Below are 20,166 nucleotides of genomic sequence, written 5' to 3'. Positions count from 1 at the left end.
AAAAGCGCGCTAGTTTTCGTGGGGATGACGACAGAAAAGACCGCCGCGCCGAGAGGCTCCGCCGCGCTCGTGCTGTTTTCGGGCGGGCAGGATTCGACGACCTGCCTCGCCTGGGCGCTCTCGCATTTTCCCCGGGTGGAGACCGTCGGCTTCGATTACGGCCAGCGTCACCGTATTGAACTCGGCCAGCGCGCCGCCTTGCGGGAGGGTCTCGCCGCGTTCTCGCCCCTGTGGCGCGAGCGGCTCGGCGAGGATCACACGGTTTCGATCGAGGCGCTTGGCGCGATTTCCGAAACGGCCTTGACCCGCGAGGCGGAGATCGCGTTCCGGGAGGACGGCCTGCCGAACACCTTCGTGCCCGGCCGCAATCTGCTGTTTCTCGCCTTCGCCGCGGCCCTGGCCTATCGCCGCTCGATCGCCGACCTTGTCGGCGGCATGTGCGAGACCGATTATTCCGGCTATCCGGACTGCCGGCACGAGACGATCCGGGCGATGACGCAGGCGCTAAGCCTTGGCATGGCGGAGGATTTCGAGATTCACACGCCCTTGATGTGGATCGACAAGGCCGCGACCTGGCGCCTCGCGGAGGACCTCGGCGGCGCCCCGCTCGTGCGCTTGATCGTCGAGGAGACCCATACCTGCTATCTCGGCGAGCGCGGCGCGCGTTTCGACTGGGGCTATGGCTGCGGCGAATGCCCCGCCTGCAAGCTGCGCGCGGCCGGCTGGGAAAAATACAAATCCGCCGCGCCCTGAAGCGCGGGGACGTTTCTTCCAAAACGGAGATCGTGGATCTGGCGCAGCGCCGTGAGGCTTGGCCGTTGGGTCGGATGGACTTGACCGCAACGGAGTATGTAATGTTATAACGTCCTTGTGTTACATTATTACATCGGGGGGCGTCTTTGACGGGTTCTCTCGGGGCCTCTGCATTGAAAATCGGGCCAGCGTTATGCTTCGGCGGGTTCCTGGGACTGAAGGGGGCCGCCTTCGCGCAGCAATCTCTCCCCACCATCGAGGTCGGGGCGGCGAGCCCCATCAAGCGGCGGGCCGCCCAGCGGGTCGAGCCGGCGCGCGCCCCGACGCCAGCTCGACCCACAGCAGCCTCGCCGGCCGAACAGCCGCCCCCGGCTCCAGCCGACGAGGGCGCCCTGCGCGGCGTTCTGGCGATCGCGCCGGATCAGTTCGCCGTCGTGACGGTGGTGACGGACGAGGAATTGCGCGCCACGACCGGAGCGACGCTGGGCGACGTGCTCTTCTCCCGGCCCGGCGTCACCAGTTCGAGCTTCGCGCCGGGCGCCGCGAGCCGTCCGATCGTGCGCGGCCTCGACAATTACCGCGTGCGGATACAGGAGAACGGCGTCGGCGCGAGCGGCGTCTCGGAGATGGGCGAGGATCACGGCGTCCCGCTCGACCCGCTGGGCGCGAGCCAGATGGAGGTGGTGCGCGGACCCGCCACGCTCCGCTGGGGGTCGCAAGCGATTGGCGGCGTGGTGAACGTCGCCAACAATCGCATCCCCGAGACGCCGCCCTGCGCCCTCGACGCGGCGTTCCGCGAAACCGGATGCGCGCGGGTCGAGACGCGCGCTGCGGTCGCGACCGTCGACAATCTGCTCGAAAACGCCACGCTGCTCGACGCGGGGCGGGGCAATGTCCTCGTCCACGCCGACGTTCACGGCCGTCGCGCGAGCGACTACCGCATCCCCGGCTATCCCTATCTCTTTCCGCCAGATCCGCCGCCGGTCGTCGATGGTCGCCAGCCCAATTCGTCGAACCGCTCCGGCGGCGCCTCGCTCGGCGCGAGCTATCTCATCCCGACCGGCGGTTTTGTCGGCTTTGCGGTGACGCAATACGACAGCCGCTATCGCATTCCGGGCCTGGAGCCGACGGAAACGAACACGCGCATCGACATGCGCCAGACGCGCGTCACGGGGAAAGGCGAGCTTCGCGTCGGCTCGGCCTATGTCGACGCCATCCGCTTCTGGGCAGGCCACGCCGACTACAAACATCACGAACTCGCCAGTGAGGGCGGCTTCGACGGCGTGCAGCAGACTTTTACAAACAAGGAGCTGGAGGTGCGCGTCGAGGCGCAGACGCAGCCGCTGCAACTTCCCTTTGGCGTGCTGACCAGCGCCTTTGGCCTTCAAGGCGGCCATCAGTTCCTCACCTCCCCGGGGCTGGAAGGCGGCCTTTACGATCCCAACCGCACCAGGACGATCGCCGGCTACCTCTTCAACGAGTTGAAGCTGACGGACACTCTGAAAATGCAGCTTGCCGGGCGCATCGAACATGCGCAAGTGACGGGCGCGCTGGCCAATCTTGCGTTCGATCCCGCGACGCCGATCGCCCGCAACCTGAATTACGCTCCCGCCAGCGGCGCCTTCGGCGCGCTCTATCAATTGCCTTACGGCCTGGTCGCGAGTCTGTCGGCGCAATATGTCGAACGCGCGCCCCGCGCGCCGGAGCTTCTCTCCCGCGGCATTCACGAATCGACCGGCACCTTCGACGTGGGCAACCCGAATTTGCGGATCGAGAAGGCGAGGACGCTCGAACTCGGCTTGCGCCGGGCGACGGGGCCGCTTCGCTTCGAGGCGGCTCTCTATGTGACGCGGTTCGACGGCTTCATCTTCCGCAATTTGACCGGCCCGGTCTGCGAGGCGGATTTCGCGAGCTGCGCCATCGGCGGCGAGGGCGATCTGCGCCTTGCGGTCTATTCCCAGCGCAACGCCGTGTTTCGGGGAGCCGAGTTTCAGAGCCAGCTCGACGTCGCGCCGTTCATGGGCGGGACGGTCGGCGTCGAGAACCAGTTCGACGTCGTGCGCGCGAGCTTCACGAACGGGGGCAATGTCCCGCGCATCCCGCCCGTCCGGCTCGGCGGGGGGCTCTACTGGCGCGACGCCAATTGGCTGGCGCGGGCCAATCTCCTGCACGCCTTCGCGAAGAACAATGTCGCCGAGACCGGCGAAACGCCCACCGGAGGCTATAATCTGCTGCGCGCGGAAGCGAGCTACAGGATGAAATTCGAGCCGAACAATCCGTGGAGCCGCGAGATGACCGTGGGGCTTGTCGGCGACAATCTCTTGAACGCGGACATTCGCAACAGCGTCTCCTTCCGCAAGAACGAAGCGCTGCTGCCGGGCGCGAATCTGCGCGCCTTCGTCAAGGTCGTGTTTTGAGCGGGCTCTTTCGACTTGATCGGCGGCGCGAAATTTGGCATACGCGCGGCTAACGAAGCGCTGGGCGTTATCCCGGCCATTGTCGTATTGCCGAGGATAGAATCATGAAAGTTCGCAACTCCCTGAAGTCCCTGCGTTCGCGCCATCGCGACAACCAGATTGTGCGCCGCAAGGGCCGCGTCTATGTCATCAACAAGGTCCAGAAGCGCTACAAGGCGCGTCAGGGCTGAGGCTGCGCCGGGAATAATCCCGCCATCCACAACAATCCACAGAAAAAGCCGCCAGCGACCGCTGCGCGGCTTTTGTTTTTTCGCGGCGCAAGATAAATTCAATTTAACGGATTTGTAGCCTAGCCATAGGTCTATCTGCAAAATCGGATGATAGACGAAAGGTTAGATTACGCTGTCCTTAGCTTCCTGCCTATCCTGATCTTTATCTGGACAATAGTGCGGTTGTTCCCTCCTCAACCTGTGGGCGCGACCGACAAGGGGCAGGGTTTTCGCTATGACAGAGGTTCTGGGTTCGCCCGAGCAGGCGCATTCGCACGAGATCGAGGCCGCAACGGACCATGCGGCCGCATGGGGGGCCCAGAGCGACTGGGCGCTCGAGACGCCCACAGCGCCCGAGACGGCTTTCGCAGAATGGACGCTCGATCAGATCGGCGCCGAAAACGAAGAAATCAAGAACCGCTGCATCGACATTGTTCGCAAGATCGACGAGTTGACCGCGCTGAAGGATCATTTCGTCGAAATCTCCGGCTGGATCGGCGGCATTCTCGAAGCGCGCGAAAAGACTCAGTCCGCGCTCGTCGAGCGCGGCATGATGATGGCGCTCGCCGAAGGCGCGCTCGCCGATCTGAAGACCGAAAATCGAGATCTTTACGAGGCGAAGGAAGCGGCGCTCGCCGAAAACAGCCTCCTGACGGCCGAGAACGAGCGGCTCAGGACGACGACGCGCGGCCAGGAGGCGCGCATCGAGGCGCTGGAGAATGAGCTGCGCGAGGCCAATGAGGCGAGCGCCCAGCTGCGGCAGGATCTCGACGCCGAACGCGCCCGCGGCGTTCATCTCAAGGGCGAGGTGGACGATCTCCAGCTCGTCGTCGAAACCAACGACGCGATGATTTCGCAACTGCAGCTCGACCTCGCCGCAGCCAGGGACGAAGTCGTGTTCACCCGCCAGCATGGCGAGATGCTCCAGACCAATCTGACGGAAAGCCAGACCCAGGTCGGCAAGCTGCAAAGCGAGCTTTCCGAGACCCAGATGCGCGCCAGCGGTCTCTCCGAGAAAATCCGCGAGATGGAAATCGCGCTCGATTCGGAGCGCCGCCAGCTCGCCAAGCTCGAGGAGCTGCTCGCCGCCAATCAGGCGGAATATCAGAAGGCGCAGACCGTCTGGCGGGCGGAGAAAGAGGAGGAGCGCCGGCTCTTCTCCGAGCTGGAGGCAAAGGCGCACGAGCTCTCTACGCGCGCTCAGGCCGCTGACGGCCTCCTTGCGGACGTGCGCGCCGAGCTTCAGGCGAAATTCGACCAGTGCCGCGCCGCCGAGCGGCAGGCGCAGGAGCTGGAGCAGCGGCTGCAGCGGTTGACGGAGCAGTCCGAGACGGCTGCGGCCGAGGCCAGCCAGGTCAAGGACAGACTGGAGGAGCGCGAGCGCGCCCATGCTCGCCTCGGCAAACGGGCCCGCAGCCTCATCCGCGCCATGCGCGATCTTTCCGCCAATCTGGAAAAGGCCGAACAGAAGGCGAAGCTCTCCGGCGACCGGCTGAGCGCAGAGACGAGCCGCTTCGACTCCCAGAAGGCGCAGTTCGAGCAGACGGTCCGCGATCTCGTCGAGCAACTGGAGAAGGAGCGCGTCGCCAATCGCGTCACGGTCGCGGCGCTCGAGGCCGCCCGTCAGCAGCGTCAGCAGCCGCGCGAGGAGTTCAAGGCCGTGGAGCCGCCGAAGGCCGCTGAGTCTCCCGTCCGCCTCGAGGACGCCCCTCGGACGCCGGAAGCCGCGCCCCGCGTCGAGGTTCACGCCTAACGCGCTTTCCGTCCGCAGTTTGATTGATGCGGGCGGAAAGAAATCGCCCCGGAGCGGAAAAACGGAGCGCATTTTCATCGCAAGGTCCGTCGACCTTAGCGGGATGCGCTCCGGGTCAGGCGCCCATCAGCGCCTGCACATGGGCGGAAACGCTGAGGCGGAGGCCTTCGAGATCGTAACCGCCCTCCAGCAGCGAGACGACGCGCCCGCCGCACTTTTTGTCGGCCACGTCCATCAGGCGCTTGGTCGCCTCGCTGAAATCCCGCTCGGAGAGGCGCAAGCCCCCGAGCGGGTCGCGTTCATGCGCGTCGAAGCCCGCCGATATCAGGATGAGATCGGGGCCGAAGTCCCGCAGGCGCGGCAGAATGCGCTCGATCAGCGCCTCCTGGAAGACGTCGCCGGTCGAGCCGGCGATAAGCGGCGCATTGACGATCGTGCCGTGTTCGCCGGTCTCGTTCCATCCGCCTGTTCCCGGATAGAAGGGCGCCTGATGGGTCGAGCAGAACATCACCGAGTCGTCCGACCAGAAAATCTCCTGCGTGCCGTTTCCGTGATGCACGTCGAAATCGACGATGGCGACCCGCTCGGCGCCATGCGCGGCGCGCGCGTGACGCGCGGCGATCGCGACATTGTTGAGGAAGCAGAAGCCCATGGGGTTGTGGACCCCGGCGTGGTGCCCGGGCGGCCGCGCCGCCACGAAGGCCGAGTCGGCTGCGCCGCTCATCACCTCGTCCACCGCCGCGAGAGCGCCGCCGGCGGCGCGCCAGACCGCCGCCATCGTCCTCGAACACATCAGCGTGTCGCTGTCGAGCGGCGTGTAGCCCTCGCGCGGCTGGGCCTCCTCGAGCGCCGAGAGATAGGACTCGGGGTGAACGCGAAGAATCGCCTCGCGCGCCGCCGCCGGAGCCTCGCGGCGTTCGAGCTTCCGGAAGCCTTCGGCCTCGAGGCCGCGCTCGATCGCGCGCAGCCGATCCGGCCGTTCGGGATGACCCGGGCCCATTTCGTGGTCGAGACCGCTGGAATGCGTGAAGAGAAGGGTTTTCACCGCAACGCCGCCGTGCGCGCCCGCTGGACGTCGGGCGTGATTCACTCTCGACCGTTCATTGGCGCATGTCCATGAAAAATGGAAGACGCCGCTGCGCCTTTCGCGCGCGGGAAAGGAAATTTACGCAGCCCCGCCGTGGCGCCTGCGCAACAGAGGCGGAATATTGGCTTTCGGGCGGCCCAGAGGCGGATTGTCGCGGGCGTGTTCGTGGTAAGGCTCTGTCAATTATCCCTGTCCCGCGGCGGAAAGGAGCGGCCCCATGAAGCCCCGTTTATTGTTTATGACAACGCTTTCGGCGCTCGCGCTGGCGGGATGCTATGGCACGCGGCTGCCCGACCCCAAGCTCTCCGGCCGCGACGCGGAATTCATGGCCCTCGCGCCCAAGGCGGAGATCAGCCCGGAGTTCGACCGCTATCTCGTGGATTACAAGACGAACGAGCCTGTGGGCACCATCGTCGTCGATTCGAAGGCGCATTTTCTCTATTACGTGATGCCGGGCGGCAAGGCCGTGCGCTACGGCGTCGCCACGGGACAGGATGCGATGGGCTGGACCGGCCGCGCCTATGTCGGCGCGATGCAGGAATGGCCGCGCTGGATCCCGCCGAAGGACATGCTTGAGCGCTGGCCGCATTTGCAGCCGACGGCGGACGCCGGCGGCTTGCCGGGCGGCCCGGACAATCCGCTCGGCTCGCGCGCGCTCTACCTCTACCAGGACGGCAAGGACACGCTCTACCGCATCCATGGCACCAATGAGCCGGAGAAAATCGGCCAGGGCGTCTCGTCCGGCTGCATTCGTATGCGCGACATCGACGCGATCGATCTCTACAACCGCGTGAAAGTCGGCACCAAAGTCGTCGTCATCTGACCGGCGACGGATCTCTTGTCGAGAAGCCCTTTCCCCGCGGGCGGGGAGAGGGCTTTTTCCTTTTTCGGCGACATTGCGTGCGTCCGCGCACGGCGTCCCGCCGCTAGTCTTTCTATGTTCGCCGCATCGGCTGGCGACTGTAGAAAGTGGGGGCGACAATGCGGACGACGGCGGGGTTTGGCGCGGCGGCGCTGGTTTTCATCGTATTGTTTCTTGAGGCGGTCGGCGCAGGCGCCTATCTCGTGTCGCGCGCGCACGCCGATCCCGGCGACTTCTGTTACGGCTACGCGATCTGCCGCTGACAAAAATCCACGAATGATCATTCGGCCTCGCCCAGGGCGCGGGAACCGAGACGACTCTTCCCGCGTTAACAAGGCGCGTTTCGGAAGAGCCGCTTTTTCGCGGAATCTTTCCTGACTTTATTGCGACGCAAAAAAATATTCTCGGCGCGGGGGCAGGAGAAAAGCAATGGAGAAGGCTGCGATTTCCGCATTTGTCTTGCTGACTTTCGCCGTCAGCTTCGCCAGCGCCGCGACGCTCTTCGGCGCGACGCCGTCCGACGACGACTTCTGCTTCGGCTACGCGATCTGCCAATAGCTTCAGGCGGAGAACTTGCTTTTCGCGCGTTCCCGCAGCCGTGCGATGCGCCGCGAAAAATCCCCGCCGCCATCGCCCAGCAGGGCCAGGGCGCGGCGTTTGAACCGCGCGGCGAGCTGGACGAGTTTTTCCTTGTAGGGCCTGACCAAGATCGTCGCCCAGGCGCGCACGTCGAGCACCATGGAGTAGAAGCGCCCGAACCAGGCCATTTCGAGCAGCTTGTCGCGGCAGATGTCGAACAAAAACGCCTCGACGCCGAGCGTCAGCGTCTTCACGAGGAAGATCGCCGCAAGGCCGGAGAAGAAATGTCCGCCCGCGAAAAGCCATAGCGCGACGATCTTGAACGGGAAGACGGCGACGGCGGGGACCGCGAAGAGCGCGAGCGTCATCGGCGGCGAGAGCCGCGAGACGAATTCCGCGAGCCAGACTTCCAGCCGGTCGAGGCCCAGACGCCGCTCCAGCGCGCGCAGCCAGTCCTTGACGTTGTCCCAGAGCCAGCTTTCCAAAAGAAAAATCAGGGCGAGCGCGAACCAGAGGGCGCGCGACAGCCGCCGCTTCAGTTTTGCGACAAGCGTCATGGCCGGATCAGCGGGTGGGTTCGAGGAGGTCATGACGTCATCCCGTTCGGCTGGGCGCGGCTAGGGAATCCGCTGCGCGCGCAAGCTCGCCCCATTAGCGCCGACGATCGTCAATTCTCCGTTGCCGATCGTCCATTGCGTCTCGCCGGCGAGAATGGAAAAGACAAGGCGCTCCTGCGCCATGAGCGCCGGGGCGCAGGCCATCTGGGTCGACATCGCCTGAGAAATGGACAGGGTCGCTCCGTCGATGCGGTAACTGGCTCCGAAGCTGTTGCAGGAGGCGTTGCCGGACAGCCGGCCGTCACGAAACTCCAGCGTTACGAACGACCCCCGCGCCAGCGCTGCGCCGTTCAGCGACACCGCCCGCCACTTCCCCGCGATCTCTTCCGCGCCGAACGCCATTTTTTCCGCCATGAGCAGGAGGGCGAGAGACAGGAGGCTCGAGACGGGGAAGCGAGGCATGACTGTCTCCATGGCCCGGCGGCACTCGACGGTCATGTAAGCGCTCCGGGCCCGGCGCCAAGGCCGGACCCGGCGGGTTCATCGCGCTTCAGACGTGGATCGGCCGCTTCGCGACGGCGAGCGCGGCTTCTTTCATCGCTTCCGACATGGTGGGGTGCGCATGGCAGGTGCGCGCGAGGTCCTCCGACGATCCGGAGAATTCCATCAGCACCGCCGCCTCCGCGATCAATTCGCCGGCGCCGGCGCCAAGAATATGAACGCCGAGCACGCGATCCGTCGCCGCATCGGCGATGATCTTCACGAAGCCGTCGGTCTCGCGCATGGCGCGCGCGCGTCCGTTCGCGGAGAAGGGAAATTTCCCGATGGCGACGGCGGCGCCCGTCGCTTTCGCCTCTTCTTCGGTCATGCCGACGGAAGCGACTTCGGGACTCGTGTAAACGACGCCGGGGATGACGTTGTAATTTACATGCCCCGCCTGCCCGGCGAGGATTTCCGCGACCGCGACGCCCTCGTCCTCCGCCTTGTGCGCGAGCATCGGCCCGCGCACAACGTCGCCGATGGCGTAGACGCCGGCGACATTCGTCGCGAAATGGTCGTCGACGACGACGCGGCCGCGCTCCATCGCGACCCCCGCCTCCTCCAGTCCGAGGCCGGCCGTGTAGGGGATGCGGCCCGTGGCGATCAGGACGGCGTCGGCGGCGATCGTTTCCGATGACGCGCCGTCGACCGACGAGAACGAGACGACCGCGCCCGCGCCCTCGCGCGAGACGCCCGTGACCTTCGACGACAGCCTGAAAGCGAAGCCCTGCTTTTCGAGGATCTTCTGGAAACGGGTCGCCACTTCGAGGTCGAAACCCGGCAACACGCGGTCCAGATATTCAATCGCCGTCACCTGCGCGCCGAGGCGGCGCCACACCGAGCCGAGTTCGAGTCCGATGACCCCCGCGCCGATGACGACGAGCTTCTGGGGAACCTTTTCCAGAGCCAGCGCGCCGGTCGAGGAGAGGACGACCTTTTCGTCGATCGGAATTTCCGCGCCCGAAGCGTCGCGCAGCGGCGCGACGGCGGAACCGGTGGCGATGACGATATTCTTCGTCTCGATCGTCTGGCGCGCGCCGTCGGCGCCCGTCGCCTCGACCTTTCCGGGACCGGCGAGGCGGCCGACCCCGCGAAAGGCGTCGATCTTGTTCTTCTTGAACAGGAAGGCGACGCCGTTGACATTGGCCCCCACCGTGTCGGCCTTGTGCTTCATCATCGCCCCGAGATCGAGGCGCGGCGGATCGACGATCACGCCAAGCGGCGCCAACCCGTGCGCGGCCTCGTCGAACATGTGCGAGGCGTGCAGCAGGGCCTTGGAGGGGATGCAGCCGACGTTGAGGCAGGTTCCGCCATAGGTCGGGTCTTTTTCGACGACGGCGGTCTTCAGGCCCAACTGTGCGGCGCGGATCGCGCAGACATAGCCGCCCGGCCCCGTTCCGATCACGACGAGATCGTAAGTCATGTCACGCGCTCTTCAAGAATGGCGCCGGAGCGTCAGCCGGCGGCCCAGAGAAAGATCGCGATCGACAGCAGGCCGATCGCCGTCTGACCGAGCTCCAGCTTGCCCCACAGGTCGATCACCTTGCGCGCCTCATGGGCGGCGTCGGCGCCGATCAGGGCGAGGATGCGGTTGTTGAGCGGCACGATCGCCCAGTAAGTATAAGGCCAAGACGCCAAAGCGACGAGCGCGCCGAGCGCCCAGCGGACGTCGTCGAGCTCCCGATAGGCGATGAAGCCGAAAAGCGCGGCAGCCGCCGCCAATCCTGCGAGCAGGATGAAGCCGCGATGGTCCGAGGGCTCCCATTCCTTGATGAGCGCGTCGTCGCTCAGCGCCAGGCGCGCGGGTTGTTCGACGTAGTTGACATAGAGAGAAGCGCCCGTGAAAGCGCCCGCGGCGGCGAGCGCAAGCGAACCGATGATCATGTCTTTATCCCTGCTTGAAGTGGCGGCGTCAGGCGGACTCGATCGCTTCCTCGTCGCAGACGACGCGGGCGTTCGCCTCGGCTTCGGCCGCTACGTCGAATTTCAGCGCCCGGATCGCTTCCCGCTCGCGGGCGCGGTCCGTGAAGTGGTCGAAGAACATCTTCATGACGCGATCGATGCCGTGCGGATTGATGCGGCGCATGTCGTCCCGATAAAAGCGGCCGGCGTTCGGCGCGACTGTGACGAGGTCGTAGGACGGCAGATAGGCGATCATAGGGCGCGCCCGGGCCACCTCGTCGGCGGCGGCGCGCAGGATCGACTTGATGGCCGAATTCGATTCGATGACGTGCCGGTCCTCATAGGTCGCGATGATATTGACCGGGGAAACGCTCACGATGATGCGCACGCGCGGATTGAGCGCGCGAATGGCGTCGATCGCCGCGAGACAGTCGCGCACGACCTCGGTCACCGTCATATTGTAGAATTCATAGACGCCGTCGTCCCACACGCCGCCGGCGACGCCCGGCGCGAGCTGGAGAATCGCGCCGTCCGGCTTGTGGCGCCAGGTTTCAGTGTGGCCGAGCGTGAAGACGAAAACGTCCATCGTCTCGATCATCTCGCGCACGGCGGCGAGATGGCGCTCGCGGTCGGCGCGCATCTCTTCGGCGGTCGCATAACCGTCCGGCTCGATTCGTGGACGGAAGGGGTCGACGAAGCGGCCGTCCTCGGGGCGCGTCCAGCAATCCAGCGCCGGCGTGAAGCGCCCATAGGCGCGTTCGACCAGCTGGCGCAGCTGGGCCGTGGTGTAGATGTTGCCGTAGCGGCAAGAATACATCGAATAATTGCGGCGCAGGGCCTCTGCGGGGGACATGCCCTGCGGCGGCTGCTCGGCCAGGAAATAGGTATAGCCGCTCTTCTGGAGACGATGGGCGATTTCCTGCGCGAAGCAGCTCCCCGCCGTCGCCACCCGGTCGTGCGGCGCGATCTTGAAGGGCGTCGTAACGAGCGGGTCGATGGCGAAAGGCGGCAGCCCGGTCACAGCCTTGCGCCAGAAGCGATGGTCGGGTAGGGAGCTGTAGGGGTTGTCCGCCAAAGGCAAACTCCTCGTCGATTCGATGGATTTTTCGCAACACGGCCCATCGCCGCGCGCGTCGCGCGGCGTCGCTCACAGGCAGACCATAGACGGGGCGCCGCCGATTGTCACCAGCCGGCGGCCGGGTGCAACTGCGCCAACGTGGCGCATCCGGTGAAGATCGACATGTTTTCCCAGATCGACAAGCAGATTCTGAAGTCGTGGCGCCAGTATGCGATCGAGCCGCGACTGGCGCGGCTGACCGGCAGAACGCTGCGCAACACCGGGCCGCGTTTCGCAGTCGTCGGCAATTGTCAGGCTTTCGGCGTCGCCTATGCGATGAAGGTGATGGATCCGACCGCGACGGTCGATCACTTCGCCGCCATCGGCCGGTCGCGTGCGACGATCGATCTCTTGGTCAAGACGCTCGACACCTATGACTACGTTTTCTCGCACGACTTTCTCGACGGCCATGTAAAGGGCGGCGACTCGGCCGAGCTGCGGCGCCGGTTGCCGAAGGTCGTGCCGATGCCGCACATCACTTTCGCGGGCTTTCATCCCGACCTCGTCTATATTCAGGACGCTTCCGAGCCGCTGCACGGCTTCATCTTCGGGCCGCTCGGCCCCTATCATTCCGCCATCGGCGTCTTCGCCTATCGCGCCGGCCTCTCGCTCGACGAGGCGCGGGCGTTGTTCAACGAGAATGTCTTCGCCGCGCTCGGCTATCTCGACATCTGGAACGAGGCGGCGAAAGAGCTGATCGAGGGCAGCAAGCTGCGCTATGACGTCGACCTGTCGACCGATTTTGTGAACTGGTCGCGACGCGGAGTCTTCATGTACAGCACCGTGCATCCAATGAGCTTCGTGCTGTTCGACATCGCCAAGCGCATGTGGGAGAAGGCCGGCCTCCAGGCGCCGCAGGGCGATTTCGGCTATTATAACATCCATGACCTCGCGCGGGCGGAGATATTCCCGATTTATCCGCCGATCGCGCGCGTCTATGGCGCGCAGGGCGGCTATCTTTTCAAATTGCAGAACCATCATCTCGCCAACAACGTCGGCGACTTCCTGACGCTGCCGCAATATCTCGCGGCCTGCTTCAAGACCTATGAAAAAGCCGGCGCCGCGCGCCTCGGCAATGCGCGCGTCGACGCCTGGCTCGCCGACGAGAGGACGAAAAATCTGCTCATCGGAATGGCGCGCGAGAATCTGCGCGCGGGCCTGACGCCGACGCTGTGAGAATGCGGCGCTATTTCCAGCGTTCGTCGTAACGCGCAAGGTTGAAGGGCGGCTTGTAGGGGTGCAGCGGGTTGCGCCCCTTGAACGGCTTCGTCACGGTGAGAATGCGGTCCCTATGCTTGAGCGGCGCGAAGCCGGCCGGGTCGAGATTGCCCAGATTTCCGAAGAGATGCGCGGGGTCGACGTTGACCGTCAAGCCCGGCGGGGGCCGCATCCAGCTCTGCGAGACGACGTCGAGATAGGCAGTCTTCAGCATGTGGTTGAGGCCCCACTGCGTGGGCACGAAGCAGGATTTCGACGAGTCGGACATGTCCCAGTAAAAGGTGTCCGGCCGCAGCTCGAGCGTGGCGTCGCCTTCGAAAATGGCGATCGAGTCGTCGTGCATCAGATGGCGGACCTGGACGAAGCCCGCGAAGGGATCGACGAGGTGATAGTAGACGCCGAAGCAGATGACGATGTCGAATTTCTCGCCGAGCTTCGAGGCTTCGTATATCGAGACGTCCTGATTGATTTCGACCTTGGAGTCGAGAAGCTTTCTTGCGAGACGCAGACCCGCGCCGCTCGCCCAGTTCTGGGAAACGTCGTCGGTCGCAAGCACACGCCGCGCCCCGCGCCGCTCGGCGTAGAAACTCCAATAGCCGTCCCAGCAGCCGATTTCGAGCACGCTCTTGCCCGTGAAGTCGATCTTCTCGAGCTCGCTCTCGATGAAGCGCCAGATGCGGCGGTGATCTTCGGCTTGCGACGTGCTGACGGCGCGCAATCCGTTGCCGAAATCGAACTCGTGATACCAGACAATCGCGTCGATCTCTTCCTGTAGCGCCTTGCGGGAGGCTTCGCCTTGCGCGTCCATGCGTTCGTTTCCTGTCCCCATGAATTTTCCGTCGAGCGTCCTGGCGCGAGCGCGATCGACCCTGTCCGGCCCAAATTGACCGGCGAACATTGCCTTCCTCGGCGAGTTAGCGCAACTGCAGCCGACGATCAGAGCGCATTTCGCAAAGGGCGATGACGCCTTACAATCGCAACGCGCCCCAATTTTCTGATTTTGCGAGAATTCCCGCCGCCGGCGCGAGCGGGCGGCGCGCTAGGCGCGCACGCTCTCCATCTCGTGCGTGAAGGCGCAAATGCGCGGCGCGATCTCTCTGCGGAAACGCGAACCGTTGAACACGCCGTAATGGCCGACGCCGTCCTGCAGATGATGCGCCTTGCGCGCAGCCGGAATGCCGCTGCAGAGATCCTGCGCGGCATAGGTCTGGCCGACGCCGGAAATGTCGTCCTTCTCGCCCTCGACGGTCAGCAGCGCGGTGCGCCGAATCGCCTTGAGGTCGATCAGTTCGCCGCGGTGGCGCAGAAGTCCGAGCGGCACCTCGTGCCGAATGAACACGCGCTCCACCGTCTGGAGGTAGAATTCTGCGGTGAGATCCATCACAGCGAGGTATTCGTCGTAGAAGTCGCGATGCTTTTCCGCCGAATCGCCGTCGCCCTCGATGAGATGGTTGAACATCTCGAGATGCGCGGTGACGTGGCGCTCGATGTTCATCGCCATGAAGCCGGACAATTGCAGAAAGCCCGGGTAGACGTCGCGGCCCATGCCGGCGTGGGGGAAGGGCACGGTGTGAATGCAGTGCCGGCGGAACCAGTCGATCCCGCGCTTCTCGGCGAGCTTGTTCACGGCGGTGGGATTGACGCGCGTGTCGATCGGCCCGCCCATCAGGATCATCGACTCGGGAGTCGCCGGATCGTTCGCAGCCTCCATCGCGGCGATGGCGCAGATCAGCGGCACGGAGGCCTGGCAGACGCCCAGAGTGTGCACGGGGCCGCCATCCTGCGCGAGGCGGCGCATCATCTCCTGGAGATAGTCGATGTAGTCGTCGAGGTCGAACGACCCCTCGAGCACTGGCACGGTGCGCGCGTCGACCCAGTCGGTGATGTAGACGTCGTGGCTCGGCAAAAAGGCCTCGACCGTGCCGCGCAGCAGCGTGGCGTAGTGGCCGGACATGGGAGCGACGATCAGGAGCTTGGATTGTTTCGGCGCTTCGCCCTCGAACTGCCGCCTGAAGTGGAGAAGGCTGCAAAACGGCCGCGACCAGACATGCTCCTCCATGACCTCGACCTCGACGCCGTCCACCTTCGTCGCGTTAAGACCGAACATGGGCTTGCCGTAACGGCGGGTCATGCGCTCGAAGAGCTCGGCGGAAGCCGCGATGCTGCGCCCGAGCGAGGTGTGGTACAGCGGATTGAGGGGGTGCCTGAGGGCGTGAAGCAAGGCGTCGGTCGCCGCGCGCGCAGGCGCGAAGGCCAAATGCAACATTTCGTAAACGTGGTACTGCATCCGGTCCATATTCACGCCTCTCCCGACACCCTGCGCTTCTCCCGCCGCCATGAGTCCCATCTTGTCATGTTGCGCCGCACAATTCTTCTAAAAAGATTTGAAATCCGAAAAAAAGAAAGCGCAAGCGCCGACGCCGCCGATGGTGAACGCCGCCTCCCGAAAGGCTTGAAAAACAACTAAACGAAGCTCGCAGCCGCGCCGGCGAGCGTCATTAGCCAAAGCACGGCCGCCGCCGTTCTGTAAATGGTTAGGGCGCGAAAAATATCCTGTGGCGTGGCTCTGGAACGTCCCGAGCCCAAGGTTGCGCCAGCAATTTCCGCGCCGCCGTAGGTCCGGGGGCCGCCGAGGGCGAGGCCGAGCGCGCCCGCCATGGCCGCTTCGGGCCAGCCGGCGTTGGGCGAGACATGTTTTCCGGCGTCGCGCAGCGCTGTCGTCAGCGCCGCGCGCCCGGAGGCGTCGGGCGTCGCCGAGGCGGCGATGGCGATGAGCCCTGCGGCGATGCGCGCGGGCGCGAGGTTGAGAAGGTCGTCGCAACGCGCCGCCGCCCAGCCGAAGGCCAGATAGCGCTCGGATCTGTAGCCGATCATGCTGTCTGCGGTGTTGACGGCCTTGTAGAGGAGCGCGCCGGGCAGGCCGAACAGAGCGAGGAAAAGCGCGGGGGCCACCACGCCGTCCGAGAAATTTTCCGCAAGGCTTTCGATCGCCGCGCGCGCGACGCCCGCTTCGTCGAGCGCGGCGACGTCGCGGCCGACGATCTTCGCGACCTCCCGCCGTCCGTCCTCCAGAGAGACCGGGAGCGCCCGCGCGACGGCCGAGACATGGGCGTAAAGGCTTTTCTGGGCGAGGAGGCTCGACGCAATGACGGAAACGAGGAGCCATCCGCCCGGCGCGGCCATCGCCGCGTCCTGAATCAGAATGCCGACGAGAATGGCGATGACACAAACAATGACGAGCGCCGCGCCGCCCTGGATGCGGCGCGCCGACTCGGGGTCCGACTCGATATTGAGGCGCCTGTCGAGAATGGCGATCAGCGCGCCGACCCATGTGACGGGATGGCCGATGCGCCTGTAGAGCCGGTCCGGATAGCCGGCGCCCGCGTCGATCGCGAGCGCCAGAAGGGCGACGCCAAAACTCACCGCCCGAAAAGGCCCGTGATGGACGCCTTCGCCAGCGCATTGGCGTTGATCGTGAAGCCGGCGATGGCGGTGCGGCCGTTGCCGGCGTCGCCGAGCTTGTCGATCTTCAGCGCATAGACGGTGAAGACGTAGCGATGCGGCTTGCCCGGCGGCGGGCAGGGGCCGCCGTAGGATTTCTCGCCGAAGTCGTTTTCGAGATGACGGGCGCCCGGCGGCAGGTTCTTGCCCGAGGCGTCGCCCGCGCCCTGTTTCAGCCCGCGGGCGTCAGCGGGGATGTCGACGACGAGCCAGTGCCAGAAGCCGGCGCCGCCCGTCGGCGCGTCTGGATCATGCGCGAGCACGGCGAAGCTTTTCGTGCCGGGCGGCGGATCATTCCAGCTCAGCTCCGGCGACACATTGCCGCCCGTGCAGCCGAACGAATCATAGACATGCTTCATGTCGATCTTCTTGCCTTCGGCGATGTCGGGGCTCTTCAGTTCGAAAGCCTGCGCGCCGGAGGCGTCGGCGGCGGCGAGCGCCGCAAGGGCGAAGAAGGACGAAAGGCTGCGCATCATTGCCAGGCTCCTTGCAATTCTTTCCGGCGCTCCTTTTAGCGGATCGCGCGGCCGGTGTCGCGCGCCGCGGCTTGGCGTTAAATAAGTTGCATGACCGACGCGCCCAAACATCGTGAGCTTCGCCGCGGCTGGACCACGGGGGCCTGCGCGACAGCCGCCGCGCGCGCGGCTTTCGAGGCGCTCGTTACGGGCGGCGCGCCGCCGGACCCGGTGGAGATCGCGCTGCCCGCGGGAACGCGCGTCGCCTTCGCGCTCGCCGAATTCTCTCGCGGCGGGGATTTCGCGCGCGCGGGCGTCGTGAAGGATGCGGGCGACGATCCGGACGTCACCCATGGCGCGCTCGTGCGGGCGACCGTGTGGCGCGCGCCGCCGGGAGGGGGCGTCTCCTTCCGCGCGGGGGAGGGCGTCGGCACGGTCACGCGGCCCGGCCTGCCGCTGCCGCCGGGAGAGCCCGCCATCAATCCCACGCCGCGCCGGATGATGCGCCAGACGATCGAGGAGGCGGCGCAATCGCTCGGCGCGGCGCCCGACGCGGAGATCGAGATTTCCATTCCCGGCGGGGAGGAGATGGCGAAACACACGCTCAACGGCCGACTCGGAATTGTGGGCGGTTTGTCGGTCCTCGGCACGACGGGAATTGTCACGCCCTTTTCCTGCGCCGCCTGGATCGACAGCATTCATCGCGGCGTCGACGTCGCGCGCGCGAGCGGAATCAGCCATATCGCCGGAACCACCGGCTCGACGTCGGAAGCGGCGGTGCGGCGCCTCTACGATCTGCCCGAGGCCGCGCTCGTCGAAATGGGCGATTTCGCCGGCGGCCTGCTGAAATATCTGCGGACGCATCCGGTCGCCCGCCTCACCATCGGCGGCGGCTTCGCCAAGATGGTCAAGCTGGCGCAGGGCCAGCTCGATTTGCATTCCGGCCGGTCGAGCGTCGATTTTTCGCGGCTTGCCGAAACGGCCCGCGGCGCCGGCGCGGACGATCGAACGGCGGCGCGCGTCGCACACGCCAACAGCGCGCTCGACGCGCTGCTCATCGCGCGGGCGGCGGGCGTCGATCTCGCGGCGCCGATCGCGCTGGGCGCATGGGAGACCGCGGCGCGCGCGCTGGGGCCTTGCGCCATGGCGCTGGAAGTCATCGTCTTCGACCGCGAGGGCGGCCTGCTCGCGCGCGCGCCGTTCAGAAGCGTGGGCCCATGACCGAAAACCCGCATCTTGCCTTTGTCCTCGGCGGCGCGCGCTCCGGCAAGAGCGCCTATGCCGAACGGCTCGTCATGGCGCATCCTTCCCCGTGGATTTACATCGCCACGGCGCAGGCGTTCGACGACGAAATGCGCGCGCGGATCGCGCTCCATCGGTCGCGCCGCGGCGGCGGCTGGCGCACGGTCGAGGCGCCGCAGGACTTGCCCGAGGCGATTCTCGCCGCGCCGACGGACGCGCCTCTGCTGATCGACTGTCTGGGCATATGGCTCTCGAACAGAATGTTCGTCGAGGCCGATCTCGTCGCGGATCGCGCGGCGCTCGTCTCTGCGCTCACGAAGCGCGACGCGCCGACCGTCGCGGTCTCGCCGGAAGTGGGCCTGTCGATCGTCCCCGAAAACGCGCTCGCCCGCGTCTTTCGCGACGCGGCGGGTCTCCTGCATCAGGAGGTCGCGAAGATCTCCGCGCATGTAGCGCTGGTGGTCGCCGGCTATCCGGTGAAGGTGAAGTGAGAAATGGCGGAAGACGGACGGCTTCGCTCCCATCTCTTCCCCTGAAGAGGCGAGATGGGAGCGCGCGGGTGGCGACGGCGCCGGAGAGCGGCTCGCTCTACGCCCCCGCCGCTTTCAGCCCCCGCTCGAGATCGGCGACGATGTCGTCGATATGTTCGAGGCCGATCGAGAGACGCACATAGCCGGGCGTCACGCCGGCCGTGAACTGCGCTTCCTCGCCGAGCTGCGAATGCGTCGTCGTCGCGGGGTGAATCGCGAGGCTGCGCGCGTCGCCGATATTGGCGACGTGATAGAACATTTGCAGCGCGTCGATAAAGCGGCGTCCCGCCTCCGCGCCGCCCTTCAGCTCGAAGCCGACGAGCGCGCCATAGCCGCCCTTCAGATATTTGTCGGCGCGCGCCTTGGCTTCGCCGGTCTGATGCGAGGGATAGATGACTTTCGCCACTTCGCCCCGGCTCGCGAGGAAATCCGCCACCTTCCGCGCGTTGGCGACATGGCGCTCCATGCGCAGCGCGACGGTCTCGATCCCCTGCAGCGTGAGGAAGGCGTTGAAGGGCGAGGGCGCGGCGCCGAGATCGCGCAGCAGCGTCGTGCGCGCCTTGATGATGTAGGCGATGGGGCCGAGCGGCTTCACCGCCTCGACCCACACGGCGCCGTGATAGCTTGGATCGGGCGTCGTCAGCGCGGGCTGGCGCGCGGGGAATTTCTCCCAGTCGAAATTGCCGCCGTCGATGATGGCGCCGCCGATCGACGTTCCGTGGCCGCCGAGATATTTCGTCGTCGAATAGACGACGACGGCCGCGCCATGGTCGAGCGGGCGCGCGATGATCGGCGCCGCCGTATTGTCGACGATCAGCGGAACGCCATAGTCGCGCCCGATCGCCGCGACTTCCGCGATCGGAAACACGGTGAGCTTCGGATTGGGCAGCGTCTCCGCATAATAGGCGCGCGTGCGGTCGTCCGTGGCGCGGCGGAAATTCTCGGGGTCCGCGGGATCGACGAAGCGAACCTCGATTCCCTGGTCCTTCAACGTGTTGGCGAAGAGATTCCAGGTGCCGCCGTAGAGATCCGTCGAGGAGACGACATTGTCGCCGACCTTCGCCAGATTTTGAAGCGCGAAGGCCGAAGCCGCCTGGCCGGACGACAGCGCCAGCGCCGAGACGCCGCCCTCGAGCGCGGCGAGCCGCTGTTCCAGCACGTCCGTCGTCGGATTGCCGATGCGCGTATAGATCGGCCCGAGCTCTTTCAGGGCGAAGAGATTGGCGGCGTGTTCCGTGTCGCGGAACTGGAAGGAGGTCGTCTGATAAATGGGGACCGCGACGGCGCCGGTCGCTGGATCGGCGCGCCAGCCGGCGTGCAACGAGAGCGTTTCGGGATGTTTCGAGTCGATAGCCATCGAGCGTTCCCCTGATTTTTCGTGTAA

Annotated in this window: 21 protein-coding genes; 10 read left to right on the top strand and 11 right to left on the bottom strand. The window is 65.7% G+C overall.

From position 1 onward, the window contains the following. Positions 1-24: 24 nt before the first annotated feature. From queC to ACV959_RS15205, 4 genes are all read left to right on the top strand, one after another. Complete coding sequence (gene queC / locus ACV959_RS15220) at positions 25-753, top strand: 7-cyano-7-deazaguanine synthase QueC (RefSeq protein ID WP_475739684.1); 729 nt, start codon at positions 25-27, stop codon at positions 751-753. A 173-nt stretch (positions 754-926) separates the two neighbouring features. Next, a complete protein-coding gene (locus tag ACV959_RS15215; RefSeq protein ID WP_475737408.1) occupies positions 927-3,170 on the top strand; it encodes a TonB-dependent receptor in 2,244 nt (747 codons plus the stop codon). Between the two features lie 104 nt (positions 3,171-3,274). Beyond that, a complete protein-coding gene (gene ykgO, locus ACV959_RS15210) occupies positions 3,275-3,400 on the top strand; it encodes a type B 50S ribosomal protein L36 (RefSeq protein WP_281800499.1) in 126 nt (41 codons plus the stop codon). Positions 3,401-3,674: 274 nt separating this feature from the next. Further along, positions 3,675-5,192 (top strand): hypothetical protein, encoded by a 1,518-nt coding sequence (locus ACV959_RS15205; protein WP_475737407.1) that lies wholly within the window; start codon positions 3,675-3,677, stop codon positions 5,190-5,192. Between the two features lie 115 nt (positions 5,193-5,307). Here ACV959_RS15205 and ACV959_RS15200 read toward each other — a convergent pair whose 3' ends face one another. After that, on the bottom strand, positions 5,308-6,192 hold the full coding sequence (locus tag ACV959_RS15200) for a histone deacetylase family protein (protein ID WP_475739683.1): 885 nt from the start codon (positions 6,190-6,192) through the stop codon (positions 5,308-5,310). Between the two features lie 304 nt (positions 6,193-6,496). On the opposite strand from ACV959_RS15200, the gene ACV959_RS15195 reads away from it, so the two are divergent. The 3 genes from ACV959_RS15195 (at position 6,497) to ACV959_RS15185 (ending at position 7,699) form a co-directional block, all read left to right on the top strand. Continuing rightward, positions 6,497-7,102 (top strand): L,D-transpeptidase, encoded by a 606-nt coding sequence (locus tag ACV959_RS15195; protein WP_475737406.1) that lies wholly within the window; start codon positions 6,497-6,499, stop codon positions 7,100-7,102. Between the two features lie 158 nt (positions 7,103-7,260). Beyond that, positions 7,261-7,404: a hypothetical protein gene (locus ACV959_RS15190; protein WP_475737405.1), complete on the top strand. Its 144-nt coding sequence runs from the start codon at positions 7,261-7,263 to the stop codon at positions 7,402-7,404. Positions 7,405-7,570: 166 nt separating this feature from the next. Continuing rightward, the gene (locus tag ACV959_RS15185; protein WP_475737404.1) at positions 7,571-7,699 is read left to right on the top strand and encodes a hypothetical protein; all 129 of its coding nucleotides are present in this window, start codon (positions 7,571-7,573) and stop codon (positions 7,697-7,699) included. Between the two features lie 2 nt (positions 7,700-7,701). On the opposite strand, the gene ACV959_RS15180 is transcribed toward ACV959_RS15185, so the two are convergent. The 5 genes from ACV959_RS15180 to ACV959_RS15160 form a co-directional block, all read right to left on the bottom strand. Further along, positions 7,702-8,310 (bottom strand): hypothetical protein, encoded by a 609-nt coding sequence (locus tag ACV959_RS15180; protein WP_475737403.1) that lies wholly within the window; start codon positions 8,308-8,310, stop codon positions 7,702-7,704. Positions 8,311-8,337: 27 nt separating this feature from the next. Further along, the gene (locus tag ACV959_RS15175; RefSeq protein WP_475737402.1) at positions 8,338-8,739 is read right to left on the bottom strand and encodes an META domain-containing protein; all 402 of its coding nucleotides are present in this window, start codon (positions 8,737-8,739) and stop codon (positions 8,338-8,340) included. A gap of 88 nt (positions 8,740-8,827) precedes the next feature. Continuing rightward, a complete protein-coding gene (lpdA, locus tag ACV959_RS15170) occupies positions 8,828-10,240 on the bottom strand; it encodes a dihydrolipoyl dehydrogenase (protein WP_475737401.1) in 1,413 nt (470 codons plus the stop codon). Positions 10,241-10,272: 32 nt separating this feature from the next. Beyond that, the gene (locus tag ACV959_RS15165) at positions 10,273-10,701 is read right to left on the bottom strand and encodes an anthrone oxygenase family protein (RefSeq protein WP_475737400.1); all 429 of its coding nucleotides are present in this window, start codon (positions 10,699-10,701) and stop codon (positions 10,273-10,275) included. Between the two features lie 28 nt (positions 10,702-10,729). Then, positions 10,730-11,794: a GSCFA domain-containing protein gene (locus ACV959_RS15160; protein WP_475737399.1), complete on the bottom strand. Its 1,065-nt coding sequence runs from the start codon at positions 11,792-11,794 to the stop codon at positions 10,730-10,732. A gap of 141 nt (positions 11,795-11,935) precedes the next feature. On the opposite strand from ACV959_RS15160, the gene ACV959_RS15155 reads away from it, so the two are divergent. Beyond that, entirely contained in the window at positions 11,936-13,012 is a 1,077-nt protein-coding gene (locus ACV959_RS15155; protein WP_475737398.1) for a WcbI family polysaccharide biosynthesis putative acetyltransferase, read from the top strand. A gap of 10 nt (positions 13,013-13,022) precedes the next feature. Here the strand turns inward: ACV959_RS15155 and ACV959_RS15150 are convergent, their stop codons facing one another. From ACV959_RS15150 to ACV959_RS15135, 4 genes are all read right to left on the bottom strand, one after another. Then, entirely contained in the window at positions 13,023-13,883 is an 861-nt protein-coding gene (locus tag ACV959_RS15150; protein WP_475737397.1) for a class I SAM-dependent methyltransferase, read from the bottom strand. A gap of 210 nt (positions 13,884-14,093) precedes the next feature. Continuing rightward, complete coding sequence (locus ACV959_RS15145) at positions 14,094-15,350, bottom strand: polyhydroxyalkanoate depolymerase (RefSeq protein WP_475739682.1); 1,257 nt, start codon at positions 15,348-15,350, stop codon at positions 14,094-14,096. Positions 15,351-15,517: 167 nt separating this feature from the next. Then, on the bottom strand, positions 15,518-16,477 hold the full coding sequence (gene cbiB, locus ACV959_RS15140) for an adenosylcobinamide-phosphate synthase CbiB (RefSeq protein ID WP_475737396.1): 960 nt from the start codon (positions 16,475-16,477) through the stop codon (positions 15,518-15,520). Then, positions 16,474-17,031, bottom strand: coding sequence for a YbhB/YbcL family Raf kinase inhibitor-like protein (locus ACV959_RS15135; RefSeq protein WP_475737395.1), 558 nt, complete (start codon positions 17,029-17,031; stop codon positions 16,474-16,476). The genes cbiB and ACV959_RS15135 overlap by 4 nt, the downstream gene beginning before the upstream one ends. A 90-nt stretch (positions 17,032-17,121) precedes the next feature. Between ACV959_RS15135 and ACV959_RS15130 the strand changes: the two genes are divergently transcribed. Beyond that, positions 17,122-18,231 (top strand): cobalt-precorrin-5B (C(1))-methyltransferase, encoded by a 1,110-nt coding sequence (locus ACV959_RS15130; RefSeq protein WP_475737394.1) that lies wholly within the window; start codon positions 17,122-17,124, stop codon positions 18,229-18,231. Further along, the gene (gene cobU, locus ACV959_RS15125) at positions 18,228-18,743 is read left to right on the top strand and encodes a bifunctional adenosylcobinamide kinase/adenosylcobinamide-phosphate guanylyltransferase (protein ID WP_475737393.1); all 516 of its coding nucleotides are present in this window, start codon (positions 18,228-18,230) and stop codon (positions 18,741-18,743) included. The genes ACV959_RS15130 and cobU overlap by 4 nt, the downstream gene beginning before the upstream one ends. Before the next feature lie 97 nt (positions 18,744-18,840). Here cobU and ACV959_RS15120 read toward each other — a convergent pair whose 3' ends face one another. Further along, the gene (locus tag ACV959_RS15120; protein WP_475737392.1) at positions 18,841-20,139 is read right to left on the bottom strand and encodes an O-acetylhomoserine aminocarboxypropyltransferase/cysteine synthase family protein; all 1,299 of its coding nucleotides are present in this window, start codon (positions 20,137-20,139) and stop codon (positions 18,841-18,843) included. Positions 20,140-20,166 lie beyond the last annotated feature (27 nt).

The organism is Methylocystis sp. Se48 (genome assembly GCF_056269425.1).
Note: the sequence above shows the minus strand (reverse complement) of the source record. Positions and strands in the feature narration are given on the sequence as shown.

What these genes read in the sequence shown, in the direction of transcription:
- queC (WP_475739684.1), top strand. Translation starts at nt 25, where the DNA reads ATGACGACAGAAAAGACCGCCGCGCCGAGAGGCTCCGCCGCGCTCGTG.
- ykgO (WP_281800499.1), top strand. Translation starts at nt 3,275, where the DNA reads ATGAAAGTTCGCAACTCCCTGAAGTCCCTGCGTTCGCGCCATCGCGAC.
- ACV959_RS15205 (WP_475737407.1), top strand. Translation starts at nt 3,675, where the DNA reads ATGACAGAGGTTCTGGGTTCGCCCGAGCAGGCGCATTCGCACGAGATC.
- ACV959_RS15200 (WP_475739683.1), bottom strand. Translation starts at nt 6,192, where the DNA reads ATGGGCCCGGGTCATCCCGAACGGCCGGATCGGCTGCGCGCGATCGAG.
- ACV959_RS15195 (WP_475737406.1), top strand. Translation starts at nt 6,497, where the DNA reads ATGAAGCCCCGTTTATTGTTTATGACAACGCTTTCGGCGCTCGCGCTG.
- ACV959_RS15190 (WP_475737405.1), top strand. Translation starts at nt 7,261, where the DNA reads ATGCGGACGACGGCGGGGTTTGGCGCGGCGGCGCTGGTTTTCATCGTA.
- ACV959_RS15185 (WP_475737404.1), top strand. Translation starts at nt 7,571, where the DNA reads ATGGAGAAGGCTGCGATTTCCGCATTTGTCTTGCTGACTTTCGCCGTC.
- ACV959_RS15180 (WP_475737403.1), bottom strand. Translation starts at nt 8,310, where the DNA reads ATGACCTCCTCGAACCCACCCGCTGATCCGGCCATGACGCTTGTCGCA.
- ACV959_RS15175 (WP_475737402.1), bottom strand. Translation starts at nt 8,739, where the DNA reads ATGCCTCGCTTCCCCGTCTCGAGCCTCCTGTCTCTCGCCCTCCTGCTC.
- lpdA (WP_475737401.1), bottom strand. Translation starts at nt 10,240, where the DNA reads ATGACTTACGATCTCGTCGTGATCGGAACGGGGCCGGGCGGCTATGTC.
- ACV959_RS15165 (WP_475737400.1), bottom strand. Translation starts at nt 10,701, where the DNA reads ATGATCATCGGTTCGCTTGCGCTCGCCGCCGCGGGCGCTTTCACGGGC.
- ACV959_RS15150 (WP_475737397.1), bottom strand. Translation starts at nt 13,883, where the DNA reads ATGGGGACAGGAAACGAACGCATGGACGCGCAAGGCGAAGCCTCCCGC.
- ACV959_RS15145 (WP_475739682.1), bottom strand. Translation starts at nt 15,350, where the DNA reads ATGGACCGGATGCAGTACCACGTTTACGAAATGTTGCATTTGGCCTTC.
- ACV959_RS15135 (WP_475737395.1), bottom strand. Translation starts at nt 17,031, where the DNA reads ATGATGCGCAGCCTTTCGTCCTTCTTCGCCCTTGCGGCGCTCGCCGCC.
- ACV959_RS15130 (WP_475737394.1), top strand. Translation starts at nt 17,122, where the DNA reads ATGACCGACGCGCCCAAACATCGTGAGCTTCGCCGCGGCTGGACCACG.
- cobU (WP_475737393.1), top strand. Translation starts at nt 18,228, where the DNA reads ATGACCGAAAACCCGCATCTTGCCTTTGTCCTCGGCGGCGCGCGCTCC.
- ACV959_RS15120 (WP_475737392.1), bottom strand. Translation starts at nt 20,139, where the DNA reads ATGGCTATCGACTCGAAACATCCCGAAACGCTCTCGTTGCACGCCGGC.